This is a genomic window from Arthrobacter sp. ES3-54, assembly GCF_029504395.1.
GTDB lineage: Bacteria > Actinomycetota > Actinomycetes > Actinomycetales > Micrococcaceae > Arthrobacter.
The window spans coordinates 532,225-549,981 of sequence record NZ_JAQFIF010000001.1 but is presented as its reverse complement, the minus strand read 5'-3'; the positions used below and the strand labels follow the sequence as shown (position 1 = coordinate 549,981).

Here is a 17,757-nt window from a genome sequence, read left to right as displayed (position 1 = left end):
GAAGCCTAGCGCAGGCCGGTCTTGCGGTGCAGTGCGAGGTGGATCAGCTCGTCAATCAGCTCTGCGTAGCCCAGGCCTGAGGCCTTCCACATCTGCGGGTACATGCTCTTGGGCGTAAAGCCGGGCATCGTGTTGATCTCGTTGATAATCAGATCGCCATCTGGGGTGTAAAAGAAATCAACCCGGCTCAGTCCCTCACCGCCGACAGCGTCGAAGGCGACGGCGGCCAGTTCCCGGACCCGGGTGATCGCTTCCTCGGGGAGGTCGGCCGGGCAGCTGAGCGCGGCGGCGTCGTCCACATATTTGGCGTTGAAGTCATAGAACTCGTGCCCGCCGCCGGCCACGGAAATCTCGCCGGGCATGGATGTCCGGGGGCCATCGGTCCCCCGGCCCTCCAAGACGGCGCACTCAATCTCGCGTCCCGTGATGCCGGCCTCGATGACCAGTTTGGGATCGTGCTCCCGGGCGGTCTCGATTGCGGTGTCCAGGCCTTCGAGGGAATCCACCTTGGAGATGCCCATGGAGGACCCGGCCCGGGCGGGCTTGACGAACACGGGGAAGCCGAGTTGGTCCACGCGCTTGCGGACGGTCTCCGGATCATTGCGCCATTGCCGGTCGGTCACGGCGATGTACGGTCCCACGTGGAGCCCGACCGACTCAAAGACCACCTTCATGAAGTGCTTGTCCATGCCGACCGCGGACGCGAGCACGCCGGCGCCCACATAGCGGGTGTCGGACAGTTCCAGGAGGCCCTGGATGGTTCCGTCTTCGCCGAAGGGCCCGTGCAGCAGCGGGAAGACGACGTCGACAGCGCCGAGCTCTTCTGGGACCGTGTTCGGGGCGGCGACGATCAGTTGGTGCGCGCCGCCGATCTCCGCCAGGGCCACGGTCTGTGCCGACGGCGCCACCTCTGGCAGCGACGAGGAGGAAAGCGACCACGCGTTGGTATCGCCGGAGACCAAAACCCATTGGCCGGTCTTGGCGATCCCGATCGGGATGACGTCGTACTTGTCGGTATCGATGGCCCCCAGGACGCCGGCGGCCGTCACGCAGCTCACGGCGTGCTCGCTGGAGCGGCCGCCGAACAGCACCGCCACGCGGGGCTTGGGCTGGCCCGTACGGCCTTCTGTGGTCATGATTTTCTCTGACACTCTCAGTGATCGCCTTCGGGTTTCAGGTCCCGGGACAGCAGCAGCGGACCCAGTTCGTCGACGGACAGTTTTCCGGCCAGGACTGCGACGACGGCCGCAGTGATGGGCATGTCGACGCCGAGTTTTCCGGCAAGTTCGTGGACCGCCTGGCTGGATTTGATGCCTTCAGCCGTCTGCTTCATTTCGGCCGTGACTTCTTCGAGGGTCAGGCCCTTGCCGAGCAGCCTGCCGGCCGTGTGGTTCCGGGACAGCGGAGAGGAACAGGTGGCCACGAGGTCACCCAGACCGGCCAGCCCGGCCATGGTCCGGGCCTCGCCGCCCAGGGCGAGGGTCAGCCGGGAGGTCTCCGCCAGGCCGCGTGTGATGACGGAGGCCTTGGTGTTGTCCCCCATCTTCTTGCCCTCGCAAATTCCCACGGCCAGGGCGATGACGTTCTTGACGATCCCGCCGATTTCGACGCCGATCACATCCGTTGTGGTGTACGGGCGGAAATAGGGCGCCGTACAGCTGCGGGCGATCCATCCTGCCGTGACCGGATCCGTGCAGGCCACGACGGACGCGGTCGGTTCTTCCCGGGCGATCTCCATGGCCAAGTTGGGCCCGGATACCACGGCGACGCGGTCCGCCGGCAGGTCCAGCTCCGTGCAGATGACCTCGCTCATGCGGGCATCGGTGTGGAGCTCGAGGCCCTTCATGAGGGACACCACGACGGCGCCGGGCGCCAGATGCTCCTTCCAGGCTTGCAGTTGCGGCCGCAGTGTCTGTGCCGGAACCGCCAGGATGACCAGCTCCGCGCCCGCCAAGACCTCGGAGACCTCCTTGGACGCGGTGATGCTGGACGGCAGCGTGATGCCCTTCAGGTACTGCTCATTGCGGTGCTGGGTGTTGATCTGGTCCACAATTTCCGGACGCCGGCCCCAGAGGCGAATGCTTCGTTCGACGCCGGAGGCCGTAGCCGCGTCTGCGACCACCTTGGCGAAAGTGGTACCCCAGGAGCCTGCCCCCAGGACGGCCACGGTGCTGGCCGATGTTTCTCGTTCAAAGTTAACCGTCATCCGGTGCTGTCCCCAGTGTTCTCGTTTGATGCGCCACCCTCTTGGATAGCACTGCCTTCGTTGCTGCCCCGCTCGACGAAGCGACCCTGCGTGGACTGGTTGTGCGCCGCCGGATCCCACCGCTGCGCGGGCGGCTGTTCGCCGCGCAGTCCCGCCAGGAGGCCGGTAATGGCGTCCATGATGACATTCGTGGCTGCGGCGAGCGTCGCTTTATCCAGCGGGCGGCCTGCAAAGGCGCTCAGGTCCACGGGATCCCCAACCACCAGGCGGGACGTCTTGCGGGGGAAGATGTAGAAACGCTTCGCATACCGGGGGAAGACCTCTTGGGCACCCCAATGGGCCATGGGCACCACGGGAATGCCGCTCTCCAGCGCCATGCGCGCGGCACCGGTGTGCCCCCTCATCGGCCACAGTGCCGGGTCTCTGGTCAGGGTTCCCTCAGGGTAGATGATGATCGCCCCGCCCTCGTTCACGATCTCCTTGGCGAGCTGCAGCGAACGGTTCGCCCCCGCCGTCGAGCGTTCCACCGGGATCTGCTTGGTGGACCGCAGGACAGCGCCCAGCACGGGCACCTTGAAGAGACCGGCTTTGGCGAGGAAGTGCGGCATCCGTTTCTGGTTAAAGAGCATGTGCCCCACCACCAGCGGATCGATCTCCGTGCAGTGGTTGGGTGCGGCGATGAAACCCCCGGCAGGCAGCTTCTCGAGGCCATCCCACTTCTTGTTCATCAGCAGGTTCATCACGGGCCGGACGATCCCGGCGACCGCCACGAACGTGGCGTGGCTCTTGGCCGATTCCTTCAACTGGTCCCCGCTACTTGGCTGATGTGATGTCGAAATCGGCGCCGAGGCCCGCGAGCTTCTCGCTGAAGCGCTCGTAACCGCGGTTGATGATGTCGATTCCCGTGACGCGGGAGGTGCCGTTGGCGGCCAGCGCGGCGATGAGATGGCTGAATCCGCCGCGCAAGTCCGGGACGTCGATGTCAGTGCCCGTGAGCTGCGTAGGTCCGGAGATTACGGCGGAGTGCAGGAAGTTGCGCTGCCCAAAGCGGCACGGCACGCTGCCGAGGCACTCGCGGTGGACCTGGATATTGGCGCCCATGCGGATTAGTGCATCCGTGAAGCCGAACCGGTTCTCGTACACGGTCTCGTGGACGATCGAGACGCCCTCGGCCTGGGTCAGGGCGACGATGAGGGGCTGCTGCCAGTCCGTCATGAAGCCGGGATGCACGTCAGTTTCAAGAACCAAAGGGTTGAGCTTGCCGCCACGGTGGTAGAAGCGGATACCGTCGTCGCCGATGTCCATCCCGCCGCCCACCTTGCGGTAAGTGTTCAGGAAGGTCATCATGTCCCGCTGCGTGGCGCCTTCGACAAAGATGTCGCCACGGGTGACCAAGGCCGCGGACGCCCAGGAGGCCGACTCGTTGCGGTCCGAAAGGGCCCGGTGGTTGTACCCGCCCAGGTCCCGGACGCCTTCGATCCGGATGGTGCGGTCAGTCTGGACGCTGATGATCGCGCCCATCTTCTGCAGCACCGCGATGAGGTCCACGATTTCCGGCTCGGTGGCCGCGCCGGAGAGCTCGGTGATGCCCTCGGCGCGGGTGGCGCTCAGCAGGACCTGCTCGGTGGCGCCGACGGACGGGTAGGGCAGCACAATCTTGGCGCCCTTGAGCCCGTTGGGCGCGGAGATGTGGATGCCGCCGGGGCGCTTTTCCACGACCGCACCGAACTGGCGCAGGACATTGAGGTGGTAGTCGATCGGACGGTCGCCGATCTTGCAGCCGCCCAGATCAGGGATGAAGGCCTCGCCGATGGCGTGGATCAGTGGCCCGCACAGCAGAATCGGGATGCGCGAATCGCCGGCGTGGGCATCGATGGCCGTGCTGGAGGCGGTCTTGGCGTCCTTCGGGTCAAGCGTCAGATCGCCGGTCACAGGGTCCTTGTCAACCCTGACGCCGTGGAGCTGAAGCAGGCTCGTGACAACCTCAACGTCCTTAATTTCAGGCACGTTGCGCAACACCGATGGCTCGTTGCCCAGAAGGGCAGCGACCATGGCCTTGGGGACAAGATTCTTGGCCCCGCGAACGGTGACGCGGCCAGTTAGCGGGACGCCTCCGCGGATTGTCAGAACACTACTCATATACCGGTTTCCTCACGACTACTCGCCCCCAAATCCTTACAAAGGCTCCAGCTAAGCATAGGAGCATCCGTTACCGATCTGAAATACGGAGCGCTTCGATAAGCCTCACATTGCCCTGCCTGCATTGATACGGCAACGCGGACTAGGAGCCTCCGAGTTGCCGGTGTCGCTACACATCTCATCGTCTCCGGCTCATTGTCCCGGCGTGGCGGAAAGACGCGGGAGGCGTGCCGGTTCCTCCGCTGTGGGTGGCGCCCGCTACAATCACGAGGTCCGCCGCTCGCGGACCCATTCACTGCGGCCAACGGCCGCACGAGCCTTGGGGGGCCGTTGGTGATCACCAACATCAAATCAAGAACTGCCGTCATGACCTTTTGCCTGGCGATCTTCACAATTCTTTCGCTTGTCACGGCGCCTGTCGCCAGCGCTGCCTCGGATATGACAGGGCCTGTCATGGTCAGCTCCGCCGTCACGCCCAAGTCGCTGAACATCGCCACGGGACCGGCCAGTGTCAAAGTTACTGTGCGTTTGACCGACCAGACCGGGGCCGACGAACCTGTGGTGACCCTGGGCCACGACGCCAGCGGGCAGAGCCAGGGCTTCGGTGAGATGACCCTGGTCTCCGGCACTACCCGCGACGGCACTTGGGAACGCACCATGACGATCCCCCAAGGCTCCGCCACCGGAACGTGGAGAGTCACCCTCTTCCCGCTCGACGACACCCTCGGCAACACTTCAACAGGCTTCCAAACCCTCGCCACTCTCAATGTGACCGGCACTCCGTCCGATGTGACCGGGCCCGTGATGGTCAGCTCCACGGTCACGCCCAAGTCACTGAACATCGCCACGGGACCGGCCACCGTCAAAGTCACTGTGCGTTTGACCGACCGGACCGGCGCCGACGAACCTGTGGTGACCCTGGGCCACGACGCCACCGGGCAGAGCCAGGGCTTCGGCGAGATGACCCTGGTCTCCGGCACTACCCGCGACGGCACTTGGGAACGCACCATGACGATCCCCCAAGGCTCCGCCACCGGAACCTGGAACGTCACCCTCTTCCCCCTCGACGACACCCTCGGCAACACCTCAACAGGCTTCCAAACCCTCGGCACCCTGAACGTGACCGGCACTCCGTCCGATGTGACAGGGCCCGTGATGGTCAGCTCCGCCGTCACGCCTAAGTCACTGAACATCGCCACGGGACCGGCCACCGTCAAAGTCACTGTGCGTTTGACCGACCGGACCGGCGCCGACGAACCTGTGGTGACCCTGGGCCACGACACCACCGGACAGAGCCAGGGCTTCGGCGAGATGACCCTGGTCTCCGGCACTACCCGCGACGGCACTTGGGAACGCACCATGACGATCCCCCAAGGCTCCGCCACCGGAACCTGGAACGTCACCCTCTTCCCCCTCGACGACACCCTCGGCAACACCTCAACAGGCTTCCAAACCCTCGCCACGCTCAACGTGACGGCAACCCTGCCTGGTCTCAAAGCAACACCCACGCCCACTGTGTCGGGCACCGCCAAGGTCGGCAGCACCCTCACGGCCGTCCCGGGAACCTGGCTGCCGGCCCCGGTGGCACTCGCCTACCAGTGGTACCGCTCCGGCGTCGCCATCACCGGGGCCAGCTTGCCCAGCTACAAGCTCACGGCCACCGACATCGGAAAGACCATCACGGTCCGCGTAAAAGGCAAGAAGGCCGGATTTACCACCACTTCCAAGACCTCCGCCCCCACGATCGCCGTCACGGCTGGCACATTGAAGGCGACCACACCCACTTTGTCGGGCACAGCCAAGGTCGGCAGCACCCTCACGGCCACGTCGGGAACCTGGTCGCCGGTCCCGGTGGCACTCACCTACCAGTGGTACCGCTCCGGCGTCGCCATCACCGGGACCAACTTGCCGAGCTACAAGCTCACGGCCAGCGACATCGGAAAGTCCATCACGGTCCGCGTAACCGGCAAGCAGGCCGGATTCACCACCACCTCCAAGACCTCCGCCCCCACGATCGCCGTCACCGCGGGCACATTGAAGACGGCCACGCCCACTTTGTCGGGCACAACCAAGGTCGGCAGCACCATCACGGCCGTCCCGGGGACCTGGTCGCCGGCCCCGGTGGCACTGACCTACCAGTGGTACCGCTCCGGCGTCGCCATCACCGGGGCCAACTTGCCCAGCTACAAGCTCACGGCCACCGACATAGCAAAGACCGTCACGGTCCGCGTAACAGGCAAGAAGGCCGGATTCACCACCACTTCCAAGACCTCCGCCCCCACCGCCGCCGTCAGCCGCTAGCGGCGGAGTATTCGCTAAACGCCTGGCGCGCGGACCAGACCAGACGGCCCCCTATATTGTCGTAGGTCGCGACGAAACTTGATTCATGGACGGCAATCAGGGGCCCGAAGTGGTTCCGGCAGGAGACAGCGACGCTGGGCTCCGTCGCGCCGGGCGCGGTGCGGCCGCCGGGCCGGCCACTGACCACCGCGGCGGGTCAGTCACTGCAGCCGCCGCCCAGCTGGCCACCCTCCCACCGGCCGCGGTCAGTGCCGCGATCATCGATCGGATCCGGGAACTGGAAAACGAGAAGTGCGCCGCGTCCGCGGAGCAGGCCCGGCTGGCCGTGGCGTTCGACCTTCTCCAGCGCCGCGAACAGGCCGACGCCGGGATCCCCGCGGAGCAGCTCGGTGCCGGGGTCGGCGCGCAACTCGCCCTGGCCCGGCACGAATCCCCCGCCAAGGGCGGCCGGCTCCTGGGCCTCGCGAAAGCGCTGGTCACCGGAATGCCGCACACCCTCGCCGCGCTCGAGTCCGGGCAGCTGAACGAATGGCGCGCCACCCTGCTGGTGCGCGAAACAGCCTGCCTGACCGCCGCGGACCGGGCCGCCGTCGACGCGGACCTCGCGCCCGACACCGGGGCCCTCGCGGGGGCCGGGGACCGGCGGCTGGTGGCCACCGCCCGGGCCGCCGCGTACCGGCTGGACCCGCGCACCGTCACCGACCGCGCCGCGCACGCCGCCAGTGAGCGGCATGTCAGCCTCCGCCCGGCCCCGGACACCATGTGCTACCTCACCGCCCTGCTCCCGGTCACCGCCGGCGTCGGCATCTACACCGCCCTGGCCCGGCACGCCGACACCCTCCGGGCCGCCGGGGACCCCAGGGGCCGCGGCCAGGCCATGGCCGACACCCTCGTCGAGCGCTGCACCGGCACCCCGGGCGGGATCACCGGGGTCGAGATCCAGGTCGTCATGACCGACCGCACCCTGTTCCAGGCCGACTCCGAGCCGGCCCGGATCCCCGGCTACGGCACCGTCCCCGCCGGCTGGGCCCGCGCCCTCATCAACCGCACCAAGGCTAAATACAACGCCGTCGGCGTCGGTTCACCCGGACAACGTGGCTCACAGGAATCCGCCCAGTCAACAGCCGGTCCGCCTGGACCTGGCGGCACAGCCGGCGGATCCCCGGGACCCGGCAACCCCATCAGACCCGGCGGCGATGACGAGACAACCGACGACATAGGACCTGGCGCCGGTGGCGGCCCCGCCCCGGGCACGAGCTCCGGCGGTGCAGCCGGCGGATCCCCGGGACCCGGCAGCCCCAAGAGACCCGGTGACGCGTCCGATGCCTCCGCCGGTGCCGACGAGAACGCCTTCTCCGTGTGGCTCCGCCGGCTCTACACCCACCCGGGCACCGGCGAACTCGTCGCGATGGACTCCCGGGCCCGGATCTTTCCGCACGGGCTCCGCCGCTTCATCCAGACCAGGGACGACACCTGCCGCACCCCCTACTGTGATGCCCCCATCCGGCACCTGGACCACATCATCCCCTGGCACCACGGCGGGCCTACCACCCAGGCCAATGGCGCCGGGCTCTGCGAAGCCTGCAACCACACCAAGGAAACCCCCGGCTGGACGGCCCGCCCCGTGACTGCCCTCGAGGCAGACCCCGCACCAAGGGACGAAACCAGATCCACACGCGGACAGCGGCACACCCTCGAACTCTCCACCCCCACCGGCCACACCTACCACTCCACCGCGCCACCGCTGCCTGGAGCGCCGTTGTCAGGACCAGCTTCCTGGGGCGATTTGCCCACGGGGGATCCGCTTTCTGCAACAACGCCTCTTGACCCACGTGCGTACGGAACGGATGCGCCGGGGTCCCGGCACCGACGCCAGCTCCGGCACCGGGCGAAGGCCCTCAGGATCGGAAAGCGTCTTCCAGTTGCGGTGGCATAGGACCAGTGACTCGGGACGTTGGAGCGTGACGTTGGATGGCCGGACCAGCATGGCCTACAACCAAGAGGCGACGACAAAAGTGCCGCCGTCGAGTCCTACAACTCGACGGCGGCACTTCAGCACTAGAGATCGCCTGAGGCCAGATGGCTACCCGCGGGACGTGTTGCCCGGGGGCCCTGAGCTCTTGCCCCGGGGCTCGAGCCTGGGGTCTCGAGCCCCGGGTCCGGAGCCTCGGGCCCGGGACTCAGATCCTAGCGCCTCAGCTCTGGAGCCTCAGGATGACAACCGGGCAGGCAGCGTCTTGGGCTTGAAGGAAGGCCGGGTGGCCTCGTACGCGGTGATGTCTGATTCGTGCTTGAGGGTCAGCCCGATGTCGTCCAGGCCTTCCAGGAGGCGCCACCGGGTGTAGTCGTCAATCTCGAAGGGCGCCACAATATTGCCGCACTGCACGGTTTTGGACACGAGATCCACCGTAACTTCGGTGCCAGGGGCGTTCTCGAGCTCTTTCCAGATGAGCTCGATGTCGTCCTGGGCGAGCTCGGCGGCGAGCAGGCCCTGCTTGCCGGAGTTGCCCCGGAAGATGTCGGCAAAGCGCGAGGACAGGACGGTCTTGAAGCCGTAGTCCTTCAAGGCCCAGACGGCGTGCTCGCGGGACGAGCCGGTGCCGAAGTCGGGGCCAGCCACCAGGACCGATCCTGCGCTGAACGGTGCCTGGTTCAGGATGAAGGACGGGTCTTTGCGCCACGCGGCGAAGAGCGCGTCCTCAAAGCCGGTGCGGGTGATGCGCTTGAGGTACACGGCGGGGATGATCTGGTCCGTGTCGACGTTGCTCTGGCGCAGCGGGACACCGATGCCGGTGTGGATGGTGAACTTTTCCATGGCGGATCCTTCGGGACTGTATGGATCGGGGCTGTGTGGATCGGGGCTTGAATCCGGGCGGAGACTACGCGGGCAGAAACTACGCGGCGTCGACTCGGACCGCTGCCGACTCCGGAGCGGGGTCCAGATCCGACGGCGAGCTCAACGTGCCGCGGACCGCCGTGGCCGCCGCGACCACCGGCGAGACAAGGTGGGTGCGGCCGCCCTTGCCTTGGCGCCCCTCGAAGTTACGGTTGGACGTTGAGGCGCAGCGCTCCCCCACTTCCAGCTGGTCCGGGTTCATGCCCAGGCACATGGAGCAGCCGGCAAAGCGCCACTCGGCCCCGAAGTCCTTGAAGACCTTGTCCAGACCCTCGGCCTCAGCCTCGAGCCGAACGCGGGCGGAGCCGGGCACCACCAGCATGCGCACAGCCGGGTCCTTGGTCCGGCCCCGGATGACGTCGGCGGCGGCTCTGAGGTCCTCCATCCGTGAGTTGGTGCAGGAGCCCAGGAACACCGTATCCACCCGGATGTCCTTCATCGGCGTGCCGGCCTCGAGCCCCATATACTGCAGGGCGCGTTCGGCGGCGGCCTTGGCGTTTTCATCGCCGAAGTCATCCGGCGACGGCACCTTCGCAGACAGCGACACGCCCTGGCCCGGGTTGGTTCCCCACGTCACGAACGGCTCCAGGGTGTCGGCGTCGAGGTCCACCTCGACGTCGAACGCCGCGCCGTCGTCGGTGCTCAGCGTGTTCCAGTATTCGACGGCGGCATCCCAGTCGGCGCCCTGGGGCGCATGCGGGCGGCCGTACATGTAGTCGTACGTGGTCTGGTCCGGAGCCACCAGCCCGGCGCGCGCGCCGGCTTCGATGGACATGTTGCAGATGGTCATCCGGGCTTCCATGGACAGGGCACGGATGGCGGAGCCCCGGTACTCCAGCACGTAGCCCTGCCCGCCGCCGGTGCCGATCTTGGCAATAACGGCCAGGATGATGTCCTTGGCGCTCACGCCGGAGCGCAGCGTGCCCTCAACGTTGATGGCCATGGTCTTGAACGGCTTCAGGGACAGCGTCTGGGTGGCCATGACGTGCTCCACCTCGGAGGTGCCGATGCCCATGGCGAGCGCTCCGAAGGCGCCGTGCGTTGACGTGTGGGAGTCGCCGCAGACCACGGTCATACCGGGCTGCGTGAGGCCCAGCTGCGGGCCCACCACGTGCACGATTCCCTGCTCGGCATCGCCAAGGGAGTGCAGGCGGACGCCAAACTCCTGGCAGTTGTTGCGCAGGGTCTGGATCTGGGTGCGGCTGGTGAGATCGGCAATTGGCTTGTCGATGTCCAGCGTGGGAGTGTTGTGGTCCTCGGTGGCGATGGTGAGGTCCGGCCGGCGCAGCTTGCGGCCGGCGAGGCGCAGGCCTTCAAACGCCTGCGGCGACGTCACCTCGTGCACCAGATGGAGGTCGATGAAAAGGAGGTCCGGCTGGGCGTTGGCTCCTTCGCCGTCCCCCTTGCGCACTACGTGCGCGTCCCAGACTTTCTCGGCCAGTGTCTTTGCCACGGCCTGCTCCCTTCACTGCGGTAAGTAATGTGCGTTCCGATGGACTGTTGCTTCCACTGAACCAGCACAGCCAAGTAATACGCCAGCGCGTTGACTTGCATCTCAGATAATGAGACGTCAATATCATTACATGGACAATTCTAGTGGAGTCGGTGTCATCGATAAAGCGGCCCATGTGCTTGACGCACTTGAGGCTGGCCCCACCACGCTGGCGCAGCTGGTGGCGGCCACGGGGCTGGCCCGGCCCACCGTGCACCGGCTGGCTCTGGCCCTGGTGCACCACAGGCTGGTGAGCCGCGACATCCAGGGCCGCTTCGTGCTCGGAAGCCGCCTGGTGGAACTGGCCTCGGCCGCCGGCGAGGACCGCCTCATCGCCTCCGCCGGCCCCGTGCTCATGCAGCTGCGCGACGCCACCGGCGAGAGCGCCCAGATCTTCCGCCGCCAGGGCGACTGGCGCGTCTGCGTGGCCTCCGCCGAACGTCCCATCGGCCTGCGCGACACGATTCCCGTTGGCACCCAGCTGTCGATGAAGGCCGGCTCCGCGGCCCAGGTGCTGCTGGCGTGGGAGGACCACGACCGTCTCCTGGAAGGCCTCCAGTCCGCCCGCTTCACCCCCACTGTCTTGGCCGGAGTACGACGCCGGGGCTGGGGCCAGAGCCTCGGCGAACGCGAGCCGGGGGTCGCCTCCGTTTCGGCACCGGTCCGCGGGCCGTCCGGCCGGGTGATTGCCGCCGTGTCCATTTCCGGCCCGATCGAGCGTCTGACCCGCCAGCCGGGGCGGCTGCACGCCGAAGTGGTCTGCAACGCCGGGCGTGTCTTGACCGAGGCGCTCCGCAAGACCAACGACTAAGTATGCTTTGCCCATGAACAGCTATGCGGTGTTCCTGCGGGGCATCAACGTGGGCGGCATCAATATCAAGATGGCCGATCTCAAGAGCGCACTGAAGTCGCGGCCGTTTTCGGGTGTGGTGACCCTGCTGGCCAGCGGCAACGTGGTGCTGGCAAGCGAGCTGGATCCGGCCGGCGTCAAGCAGGAGTTCGAGGCGTGTCTGAGGGAAACCTTCGGCTACGACGCCTGGGTGGTGGTGCTGACGGCGGCCCGCGTGGCAGCCCTGGTTGAGGCCTGCCCCTATCCGGCCGACGACGCGTCCACCCACACGTATCTGACGCTCGCCTCTGATGAAGCAGCACTCTCGGAACTGTTCGAGGCAGGCAGCGCCCTGGACGGGGCCGAGCTCACCCGGCTGGGCCCTGAAGCCCTGGCCTGGCTCGCCCCCGCCGGCGGAACCCTGGACAGCCCTTTCAGCAAGATCTCCTCGAAGGCGAAGTACAAGGCTGCCACCACCACCCGCAACCTCCGCACCATGATCAAGGTCCGGGACGCCGCAGCGAGCGTCTGACTGACTCGCCGCCGTCGACAACGTCCGTAGCGACACAAACTATGTCGGGCCACAATATTTTGAAGGCGCACGATCATAGGGTTTTCCAAGGCTCATTGGTCCACGATGGTCGGGGAAGCGCTGTTGGCCGGATGAAGGGCCGATCGTCATGTCCGTAACACGTAGAACAGCCATTATTTCCGGTGGTCTCGGACTAGCTGCCGCCACTCAGAGTGATCAGGCCGTCCGGGGTCAAGCCGCCACGGCGCTGGATCCCCCCGTCGGCAAAGGCGAACTTTTCATTAACGCCCGAGATTATGGCGTGACCGGCAACGGAACCACGGATGACCGGGCTGCAGTGCTGGCGGCAGCGAACGCGGCGGTCGCGCTCGGCTACCCGCTGGTCATCCCGGCCACCTACACCATGGTCCTCGGCGCCGCACTGGTCCTTCCCGCGGGGCTTCGCCTGCACACCAACGGTGCGAAGTTCCGTGCGAGTGCCCGGACGGGCCGCAGCCCACAAATCAGGATCGGCTCACATACGACCGTCACCGGCGGCATCTACATCACCACACTGGGCGGCGCCAGCGGCTCCGGCCTGTCCATCCAGGACGCAACAAACGTCCGGATCGACGTCGTGGACGTCGAATCGACCGTCCCCGGGCAAGGCAACGGCAACATCCGGGACAATGGGCTGAACATCAACGGCTCCAGCTACATCACCATTGACCGGGCCCGGATCAAGAACTTCGACTATGCCCTGTTCGCCGAGACCGTTCCGAACCTGACGATCAACTGGCTCGAAATCCACACATACGTCTGCGGTGCGCATTTTCGCGACGTATCGCACCTTCGCCTCAACGGCGGCTGGATCCGGGGTGCTTCCCCGAACTCGACCTACACGCCCGGACACAACGGCGTCCTCCTAGAAGCGAATAAACCGTCAGAGGACATACGCATTGACAACGTCGCCGTGCACGACGCCGGCGAGCACGGTTTCCGCGCCTCCGGCCCGGCACAGATCAGAAATCTTTGGATCAACAACTGCTCCGCCGTCAACTGCACAGGCACCGGGTTCAAGGTTCTCGGCAGCCTTCGCGCCGTGGGCGTCTACAACGAGAACTTGTTCATCCTGAACTGCCTTGCGGAGGACTGTGGCCTCGTGAACCGGAACACGTGCGGGTTCCTGATCCAAATGGCCAACTATGTCAAGATCGTCAGTCCCATCGTCCGCAACCGGAACAAAGCAAGTTCGGGGCACTCCGGTATCCGCATCGGCGGCGTGACACACATGCAGATCACAGATCCGGACATTCGGAAAGCCAACAACTACGGCATCTTCATCGATTCCGAGCTGGGGCACGTCTCCCATGTGAAGATCAACGGCGCAATCATCGACCAGACGACAGGGTGGGCAATCTACCTCGCTAACGGGCAGCCCGGCGGGGCCGCAAACAACTTCAACAACCTCGAGATCGACGCTACGGTCACCATCACGGACGCCAAAGCCGGCGGGTTCTACTCCGGCAAAGGTGAATACGCCGTGGAGGGATCCTGGACGGGATTCAACCGTGTAGCCCTCCGCTTCGAGGATTCCGTAGTCAATACGGTCTCGGCGTCGGCCTCGTCCCAGCAGTTCTACGCCGACATCATCGGAAAGAAAAACACGACGGTTGTGTTCAAGAACGGTTCAACCTGGACGGATACGGCCACCGGAAACTGTCTGCTGGCGCGATCCGGCGCCTGGGTCACGCTCTGACCCGCAGCCGGGCCTTAGCGCGGCCGGTAGCCTGCCGGCCCCGCACCGGCGGCACACTAGCGCCCCGCAGCGGCCTTCAGCGCTGCAGTGAACTTCGCCAGGCGGCTGACCTCACGTTCCACGGGCGCCACCACGAGTCGCTCCGCGACGTCGGCGACGGCGGCCTTCAGCCGCTTCCTGGCCACCGCACTCCGTGACGACGCCGCGGCACCGACAATGAACCGCGCCGCAATTGCCAGGACGATGCCCAGCAGCACTCCCCCGGCGATCATCACGGTCGGAACCGGCCAGCCCTGGACCCGCGGGACCTCGGGCACCGGCAGCTGCAGGTAGGCCAGAGCAGCCAGGACTCCGAGCCACGCGAACCCGGCCAGCGCCGTCACCAGGGCGAGCCACTGAACCGTATTGAACAGGCCCCACCACCAGGACTTCCTGCCCGCGGACAGGTCCGTGGAGGCAATCGCCTGGTCCACAGCGTCCGGCAGCCGGTCGCTTCCTTCACGGGCAGCGCTGCGGATGGCCGCCCGCCACGGCCCGGGGGCACCAGCTGACGCCGCCTCAGCGAATTCCCGGACGGCGGCATCGGTCCGCGCCCGCTCCGGCGCCCCGGCGGGAGGAAGCGAGGTCCGGTTCAGCTCAGGATTGGCGCCCTCGCGGCGCAGATTCAGTCGCCGCAGCGGATCCGGCCGGAACCTGGCCAGCCAGCGGGTGACGGGCCAGCCCGTGCGCCGGGTGGCCTCCAGCCGGTAGGACCGCGCGACGGCGTCGACCACCAGCGGCACGTTGGCGGCCACGGCCAATTCCCCGGCCAGCCGGGTCCTGGATGCGGCCGTCGCGCCGGCCGCCATCCCGTCACCGACTGCCTTCGTGTCGGCTGTCGTCCTGCCACCAGCCGTCTTGGTGCCGCCGGCGGACAATCCTGACGCCTCTGCCAGCCGGGCGGCGGCCTGCGTGACATCTGCCGTGAGTCGCTGTGACATCGCCTGCCGCTGCACCGCTGCCTGGCGAATTACGGTCCGGACCTTGTCCACCCCCGTCCCAAGGACCGCGGAAGCTGCGAGGACCTGAATCTTGTCCAGCCCGTCGCGCGCCAGGATGTCTTTGAGGGATTCCAGGACGGGCCGCACCTCGTGTTCCGGGAGCCTGTCGATCTGGTTGAGCACAACGATCGTTACGGCTCCGTGCGAGGACAGCGGGGCCAGGAAGTCGTTGTGCACGGCGGCGTCGGCGTACTTCTGCGGATCGAGGACCCAGACGAGGACGTCCACGAGTCCCACCATCCGCTGCACGATCTCCCGGTTAGCCGCCCTCGTCGAGTCAAAGTCGGGCAGATCCAGCAGGATCAGCCCGGTGTCGTCGTCGGCGAACCCTTGCACCGGGCCCGCGGCGTGGCGCTTCCGGACCTCCAGCCAATCCAGCAGCGCATCGCTGCCCTGGACGCCCCAGATGCCCGCCAGCGGTTCGGTGGTGGTCGGACGGCGCACGGCAGCCGTCGCGATCTCCTCCCCGCTGACGGCATTGAAGAGCGATGACTTGCCGCTGCCGGTGGCACCAAAAAACCCCACCACGGTGTGGTCTCCGGACAGCGACCGCCGCGAACCCGCGCGGTCCAGCACCTGCAGCACCGAGTCCAGAGCCTCCTGGGGGAGAGCTCCGGACGCAAGCTCCCTGGCGCTGTTGAGCGCTTCCAGCCTGCGATCGAGCCGGGACGTCTCGCGGGCGGCGCCAACTCGGCTCATGCCCTGGCCGCCAGCCGGCGCAGTGCCGCCGCGTGCCGGGCGAGGGCCTCCGGCGGTCCGCCGGCGTCGAGGTCGAGCCGGGTCAGGAACCGCTGGGACTCCGCCGCCAGCAGGCGCTGGCACCGCAGATGCAGGTCTTCGCGTGCGGTCCGGGCGAGCCGGCGGACGGCGTCCTCCCCGAACACTGCCTCCAGCAGGCGCTGGCCCACGACGGCGGTGCCGCCGGCGACGCCGATCTCAAGCCCGGTCAGGCCCGCGGTCATGGAGAACACCACAATCATCAGCGCGGCGCCGAGGCCGTTGATGCCGAAGGACAACCAGCGGGCCTGGGTGCGCTTGCCTTGGCCTTCAGTGCGGATGAGTTCCATCAGGCTTCCCTGCCAGGCGCGGATCTCGGCCGCCACAGCGTCCGAGAAGCCCTCGGATGTACCCGAGAGATCATCGGTGCCCAGCAACTGCCTGCCCGCGGGGTCCGAACGCCAGCGCTGGTCGGTGTGCTCCGCGGCCTTGGCGGCTTGATCGACGATGACGGCCTGCAGTCCTGTCTCGATCGCGGTTTCCACCCTGACCGCAGGCTCCGGTTCGCCCCGGAAGAACGCGCCCACGCGGTCCCGGAAGCGTCCGATGTTCTGTTCCATGGCGCGGAAGAACTCCCCTGTCCCGACAAAGTCCTGCCACCGCGCCAGCACTTCGCCGCGCAGCAGCGCACCGTCGCGGGTGGCCTCAAGGATCCTGGCCACGGCGTCGTCATAGGCATTGCGGGCGTCGGCTGCGAGAACATCGGCTGCGTGCTGCTGTTCGGACAGCGCCCGCTCCGCCGCTTCGACGCGGTGGGCGAGGGCGACGAGGGTGCCGTTGAGGGTGCGCCGGGCAATCTCTGCCCGTCCAGCCGCGTCCCCTGCCAGCTTGCCGAGCCAAACGCGCAGCGGCTCGACGGCCTCTGCGGGGAGCATCCCTGCGGCATCCAATGACAGCTCCGGCACCACGAACATCCGGGCCTCACCCAGGCCTTCCCGGTTGAGCATCGCCTGCAGATCCGCGCTGATTTCCGCCTCCGCCGCAGGCGGCACCCGGTCCAGCACCACGGCCACCATGATGTCGCGTGAGGCCGCGTCCAGGAGCAGGCGCCAGGGCACGGCGTCGGCGTAGCGGTTGGCGGTGGTGACAAACACCCAGAGATCGGCGGCGGCGAGCAACTGCCCGGCCAGCTGGCGGTTGTTCTCGGAGATGGAGTCGACGTCCGGCGCGTCCACGAGGGCGATCCCGGGCGGCACCGCCGCTTCAGCGACAAGGACGAGCGAGGTCACCGGGCCGGCGGTCGGAACGGAATCGGCGGGGGCCAGGGGCTGATTGCCGGAGTAGGTACCGCGGATGCGCCCCAAGGCCGGCAACACCCGCTGGCCCTCAAACCAGGCGGCGTCCCCGGGATGGTGCAGCAGGATGGGCTGGCGGGTGGTGGGGCGGATCGCGCCTGCGCGCGTGACGGGGTGGCCTACCAGCGCGTTGACCAGGGTGGATTTCCCGGCCCCAGTGGAACCGCCCACCACGGCCAGCAGGGGCGCGTCGAGGCTGCGGTACCGGGGAAGGATGTAGTCGTCGAGCTGAGCCACTGCCTTCCGGAGCTCCAGGCGCGTGTGGTCCGCCCGGGGCAGAGCGAGCGGCAGCCGGATTGCCGCGAGGTCCTGCCGCACTGATTCAAGGAGCGCGACGCCGGATGCGGCCTCGGGGGCGGTTTCATGGGAGCTCACAGCATCATCATGCCAGTTCGGCACGTGCTTCCTGCGGGAGCACCGCTGCCGGGGAAGCAATGAGCGATGCGCAACGGGAGCCGCACGTCCGGGAAAAGCGAAACGGTCCCGGGCAGATGCCCGGGACCGTTTCCGTT

At 67.1% G+C, this 17,757-nt stretch carries 13 protein-coding genes; 5 read left to right on the top strand and 8 right to left on the bottom strand.

Annotated features, from left to right (window positions below; all coding sequences use genetic code 11):
* Positions 1–5: 5 nt before the first annotated feature.
* Genes M2428_RS02615 through murA form a run of 4 tightly spaced genes read right to left on the bottom strand, consistent with a single transcriptional unit; the run spans position 6 to position 4,345 of the window.
* Positions 6–1,151 (bottom strand): D-alanine--D-alanine ligase family protein, encoded by a 1,146-nt coding sequence (locus M2428_RS02615; RefSeq protein WP_277523379.1) that lies wholly within the window; start codon positions 1,149–1,151, stop codon positions 6–8.
* Between the two features lie 2 nt (positions 1,152–1,153).
* A complete protein-coding gene (locus M2428_RS02610; protein WP_277523378.1) occupies positions 1,154–2,206 on the bottom strand; it encodes an NAD(P)H-dependent glycerol-3-phosphate dehydrogenase in 1,053 nt (350 codons plus the stop codon).
* On the bottom strand, positions 2,203–3,009 hold the full coding sequence (locus tag M2428_RS02605; RefSeq protein WP_277523376.1) for a lysophospholipid acyltransferase family protein: 807 nt from the start codon (positions 3,007–3,009) through the stop codon (positions 2,203–2,205). Before M2428_RS02605 ends, M2428_RS02610 begins: the two co-directional genes overlap by 4 nt.
* Positions 3,010–3,019: 10 nt before the next feature.
* On the bottom strand, positions 3,020–4,345 hold the full coding sequence (gene murA / locus M2428_RS02600; protein ID WP_277523375.1) for a UDP-N-acetylglucosamine 1-carboxyvinyltransferase: 1,326 nt from the start codon (positions 4,343–4,345) through the stop codon (positions 3,020–3,022).
* Positions 4,346–4,711: 366 nt separating this feature from the next.
* On the opposite strand from murA, the gene M2428_RS02595 reads away from it, so the two are divergent.
* Together M2428_RS02595 and M2428_RS02590 are read left to right on the top strand one after the other, a co-directional pair.
* Positions 4,712–6,646: a hypothetical protein gene (locus M2428_RS02595; RefSeq protein ID WP_277523373.1), complete on the top strand. Its 1,935-nt coding sequence runs from the start codon at positions 4,712–4,714 to the stop codon at positions 6,644–6,646.
* An 85-nt stretch (positions 6,647–6,731) separates the two neighbouring features.
* Positions 6,732–8,582, top strand: coding sequence for an HNH endonuclease signature motif containing protein (locus tag M2428_RS02590; RefSeq protein WP_277523371.1), 1,851 nt, complete (start codon positions 6,732–6,734; stop codon positions 8,580–8,582).
* 273 nt (positions 8,583–8,855) lie between these two features.
* On the opposite strand, the gene leuD is transcribed toward M2428_RS02590, so the two are convergent.
* The gene (gene leuD / locus M2428_RS02585; RefSeq protein ID WP_277523369.1) at positions 8,856–9,461 is read right to left on the bottom strand and encodes a 3-isopropylmalate dehydratase small subunit; all 606 of its coding nucleotides are present in this window, start codon (positions 9,459–9,461) and stop codon (positions 8,856–8,858) included.
* 79 nt (positions 9,462–9,540) lie between these two features.
* Positions 9,541–10,995 carry a 3-isopropylmalate dehydratase large subunit gene (gene leuC / locus M2428_RS02580; protein WP_277523367.1) on the bottom strand — a complete coding sequence of 485 codons (1,455 nt, stop codon included), beginning with the start codon at positions 10,993–10,995 and terminating at the stop codon, positions 9,541–9,543.
* Between the two features lie 130 nt (positions 10,996–11,125).
* On the opposite strand from leuC, the gene M2428_RS02575 reads away from it, so the two are divergent.
* The 3 genes from M2428_RS02575 to M2428_RS02565 all read left to right on the top strand — a co-directional run bounded on the left by M2428_RS02575 (position 11,126) and on the right by M2428_RS02565 (position 14,133).
* Positions 11,126–11,845: an IclR family transcriptional regulator gene (locus tag M2428_RS02575; protein ID WP_026266447.1), complete on the top strand. Its 720-nt coding sequence runs from the start codon at positions 11,126–11,128 to the stop codon at positions 11,843–11,845.
* 13 nt (positions 11,846–11,858) lie between these two features.
* Positions 11,859–12,395 carry a DUF1697 domain-containing protein gene (locus M2428_RS02570; protein WP_277523359.1) on the top strand — a complete coding sequence of 179 codons (537 nt, stop codon included), beginning with the start codon at positions 11,859–11,861 and terminating at the stop codon, positions 12,393–12,395.
* A 301-nt stretch (positions 12,396–12,696) separates the two neighbouring features.
* The gene (locus M2428_RS02565; protein WP_277523357.1) at positions 12,697–14,133 is read left to right on the top strand and encodes a hypothetical protein; all 1,437 of its coding nucleotides are present in this window, start codon (positions 12,697–12,699) and stop codon (positions 14,131–14,133) included.
* A 56-nt stretch (positions 14,134–14,189) separates the two neighbouring features.
* Here M2428_RS02565 and M2428_RS02560 read toward each other — a convergent pair whose 3' ends face one another.
* Positions 14,190–15,872 carry a GTPase gene (locus M2428_RS02560; protein WP_277523356.1) on the bottom strand — a complete coding sequence of 561 codons (1,683 nt, stop codon included), beginning with the start codon at positions 15,870–15,872 and terminating at the stop codon, positions 14,190–14,192.
* Positions 15,869–17,620 carry a dynamin family protein gene (locus tag M2428_RS02555; protein ID WP_277523353.1) on the bottom strand — a complete coding sequence of 584 codons (1,752 nt, stop codon included), beginning with the start codon at positions 17,618–17,620 and terminating at the stop codon, positions 15,869–15,871. The genes M2428_RS02560 and M2428_RS02555 overlap by 4 nt, the downstream gene beginning before the upstream one ends.
* Positions 17,621–17,757 lie beyond the last annotated feature (137 nt).

Excerpts from the sequence above, each read along its gene's own strand:
- M2428_RS02595 (WP_277523373.1), top strand. The coding sequence starts at position 4,712 with ATGACCTTTTGCCTGGCGATCTTCACAATTCTTTCGCTTGTCACGGCG.
- murA (WP_277523375.1), bottom strand. The coding sequence starts at position 4,345 with ATGAGTAGTGTTCTGACAATCCGCGGAGGCGTCCCGCTAACTGGCCGC.
- M2428_RS02570 (WP_277523359.1), top strand. The coding sequence starts at position 11,859 with ATGAACAGCTATGCGGTGTTCCTGCGGGGCATCAACGTGGGCGGCATC.
- M2428_RS02575 (WP_026266447.1), top strand. The coding sequence starts at position 11,126 with ATGGACAATTCTAGTGGAGTCGGTGTCATCGATAAAGCGGCCCATGTG.
- leuD (WP_277523369.1), bottom strand. The coding sequence starts at position 9,461 with ATGGAAAAGTTCACCATCCACACCGGCATCGGTGTCCCGCTGCGCCAG.
- M2428_RS02610 (WP_277523378.1), bottom strand. The coding sequence starts at position 2,206 with ATGACGGTTAACTTTGAACGAGAAACATCGGCCAGCACCGTGGCCGTC.
- M2428_RS02590 (WP_277523371.1), top strand. The coding sequence starts at position 6,732 with ATGGACGGCAATCAGGGGCCCGAAGTGGTTCCGGCAGGAGACAGCGAC.
- M2428_RS02560 (WP_277523356.1), bottom strand. The coding sequence starts at position 15,872 with ATGAGCCGAGTTGGCGCCGCCCGCGAGACGTCCCGGCTCGATCGCAGG.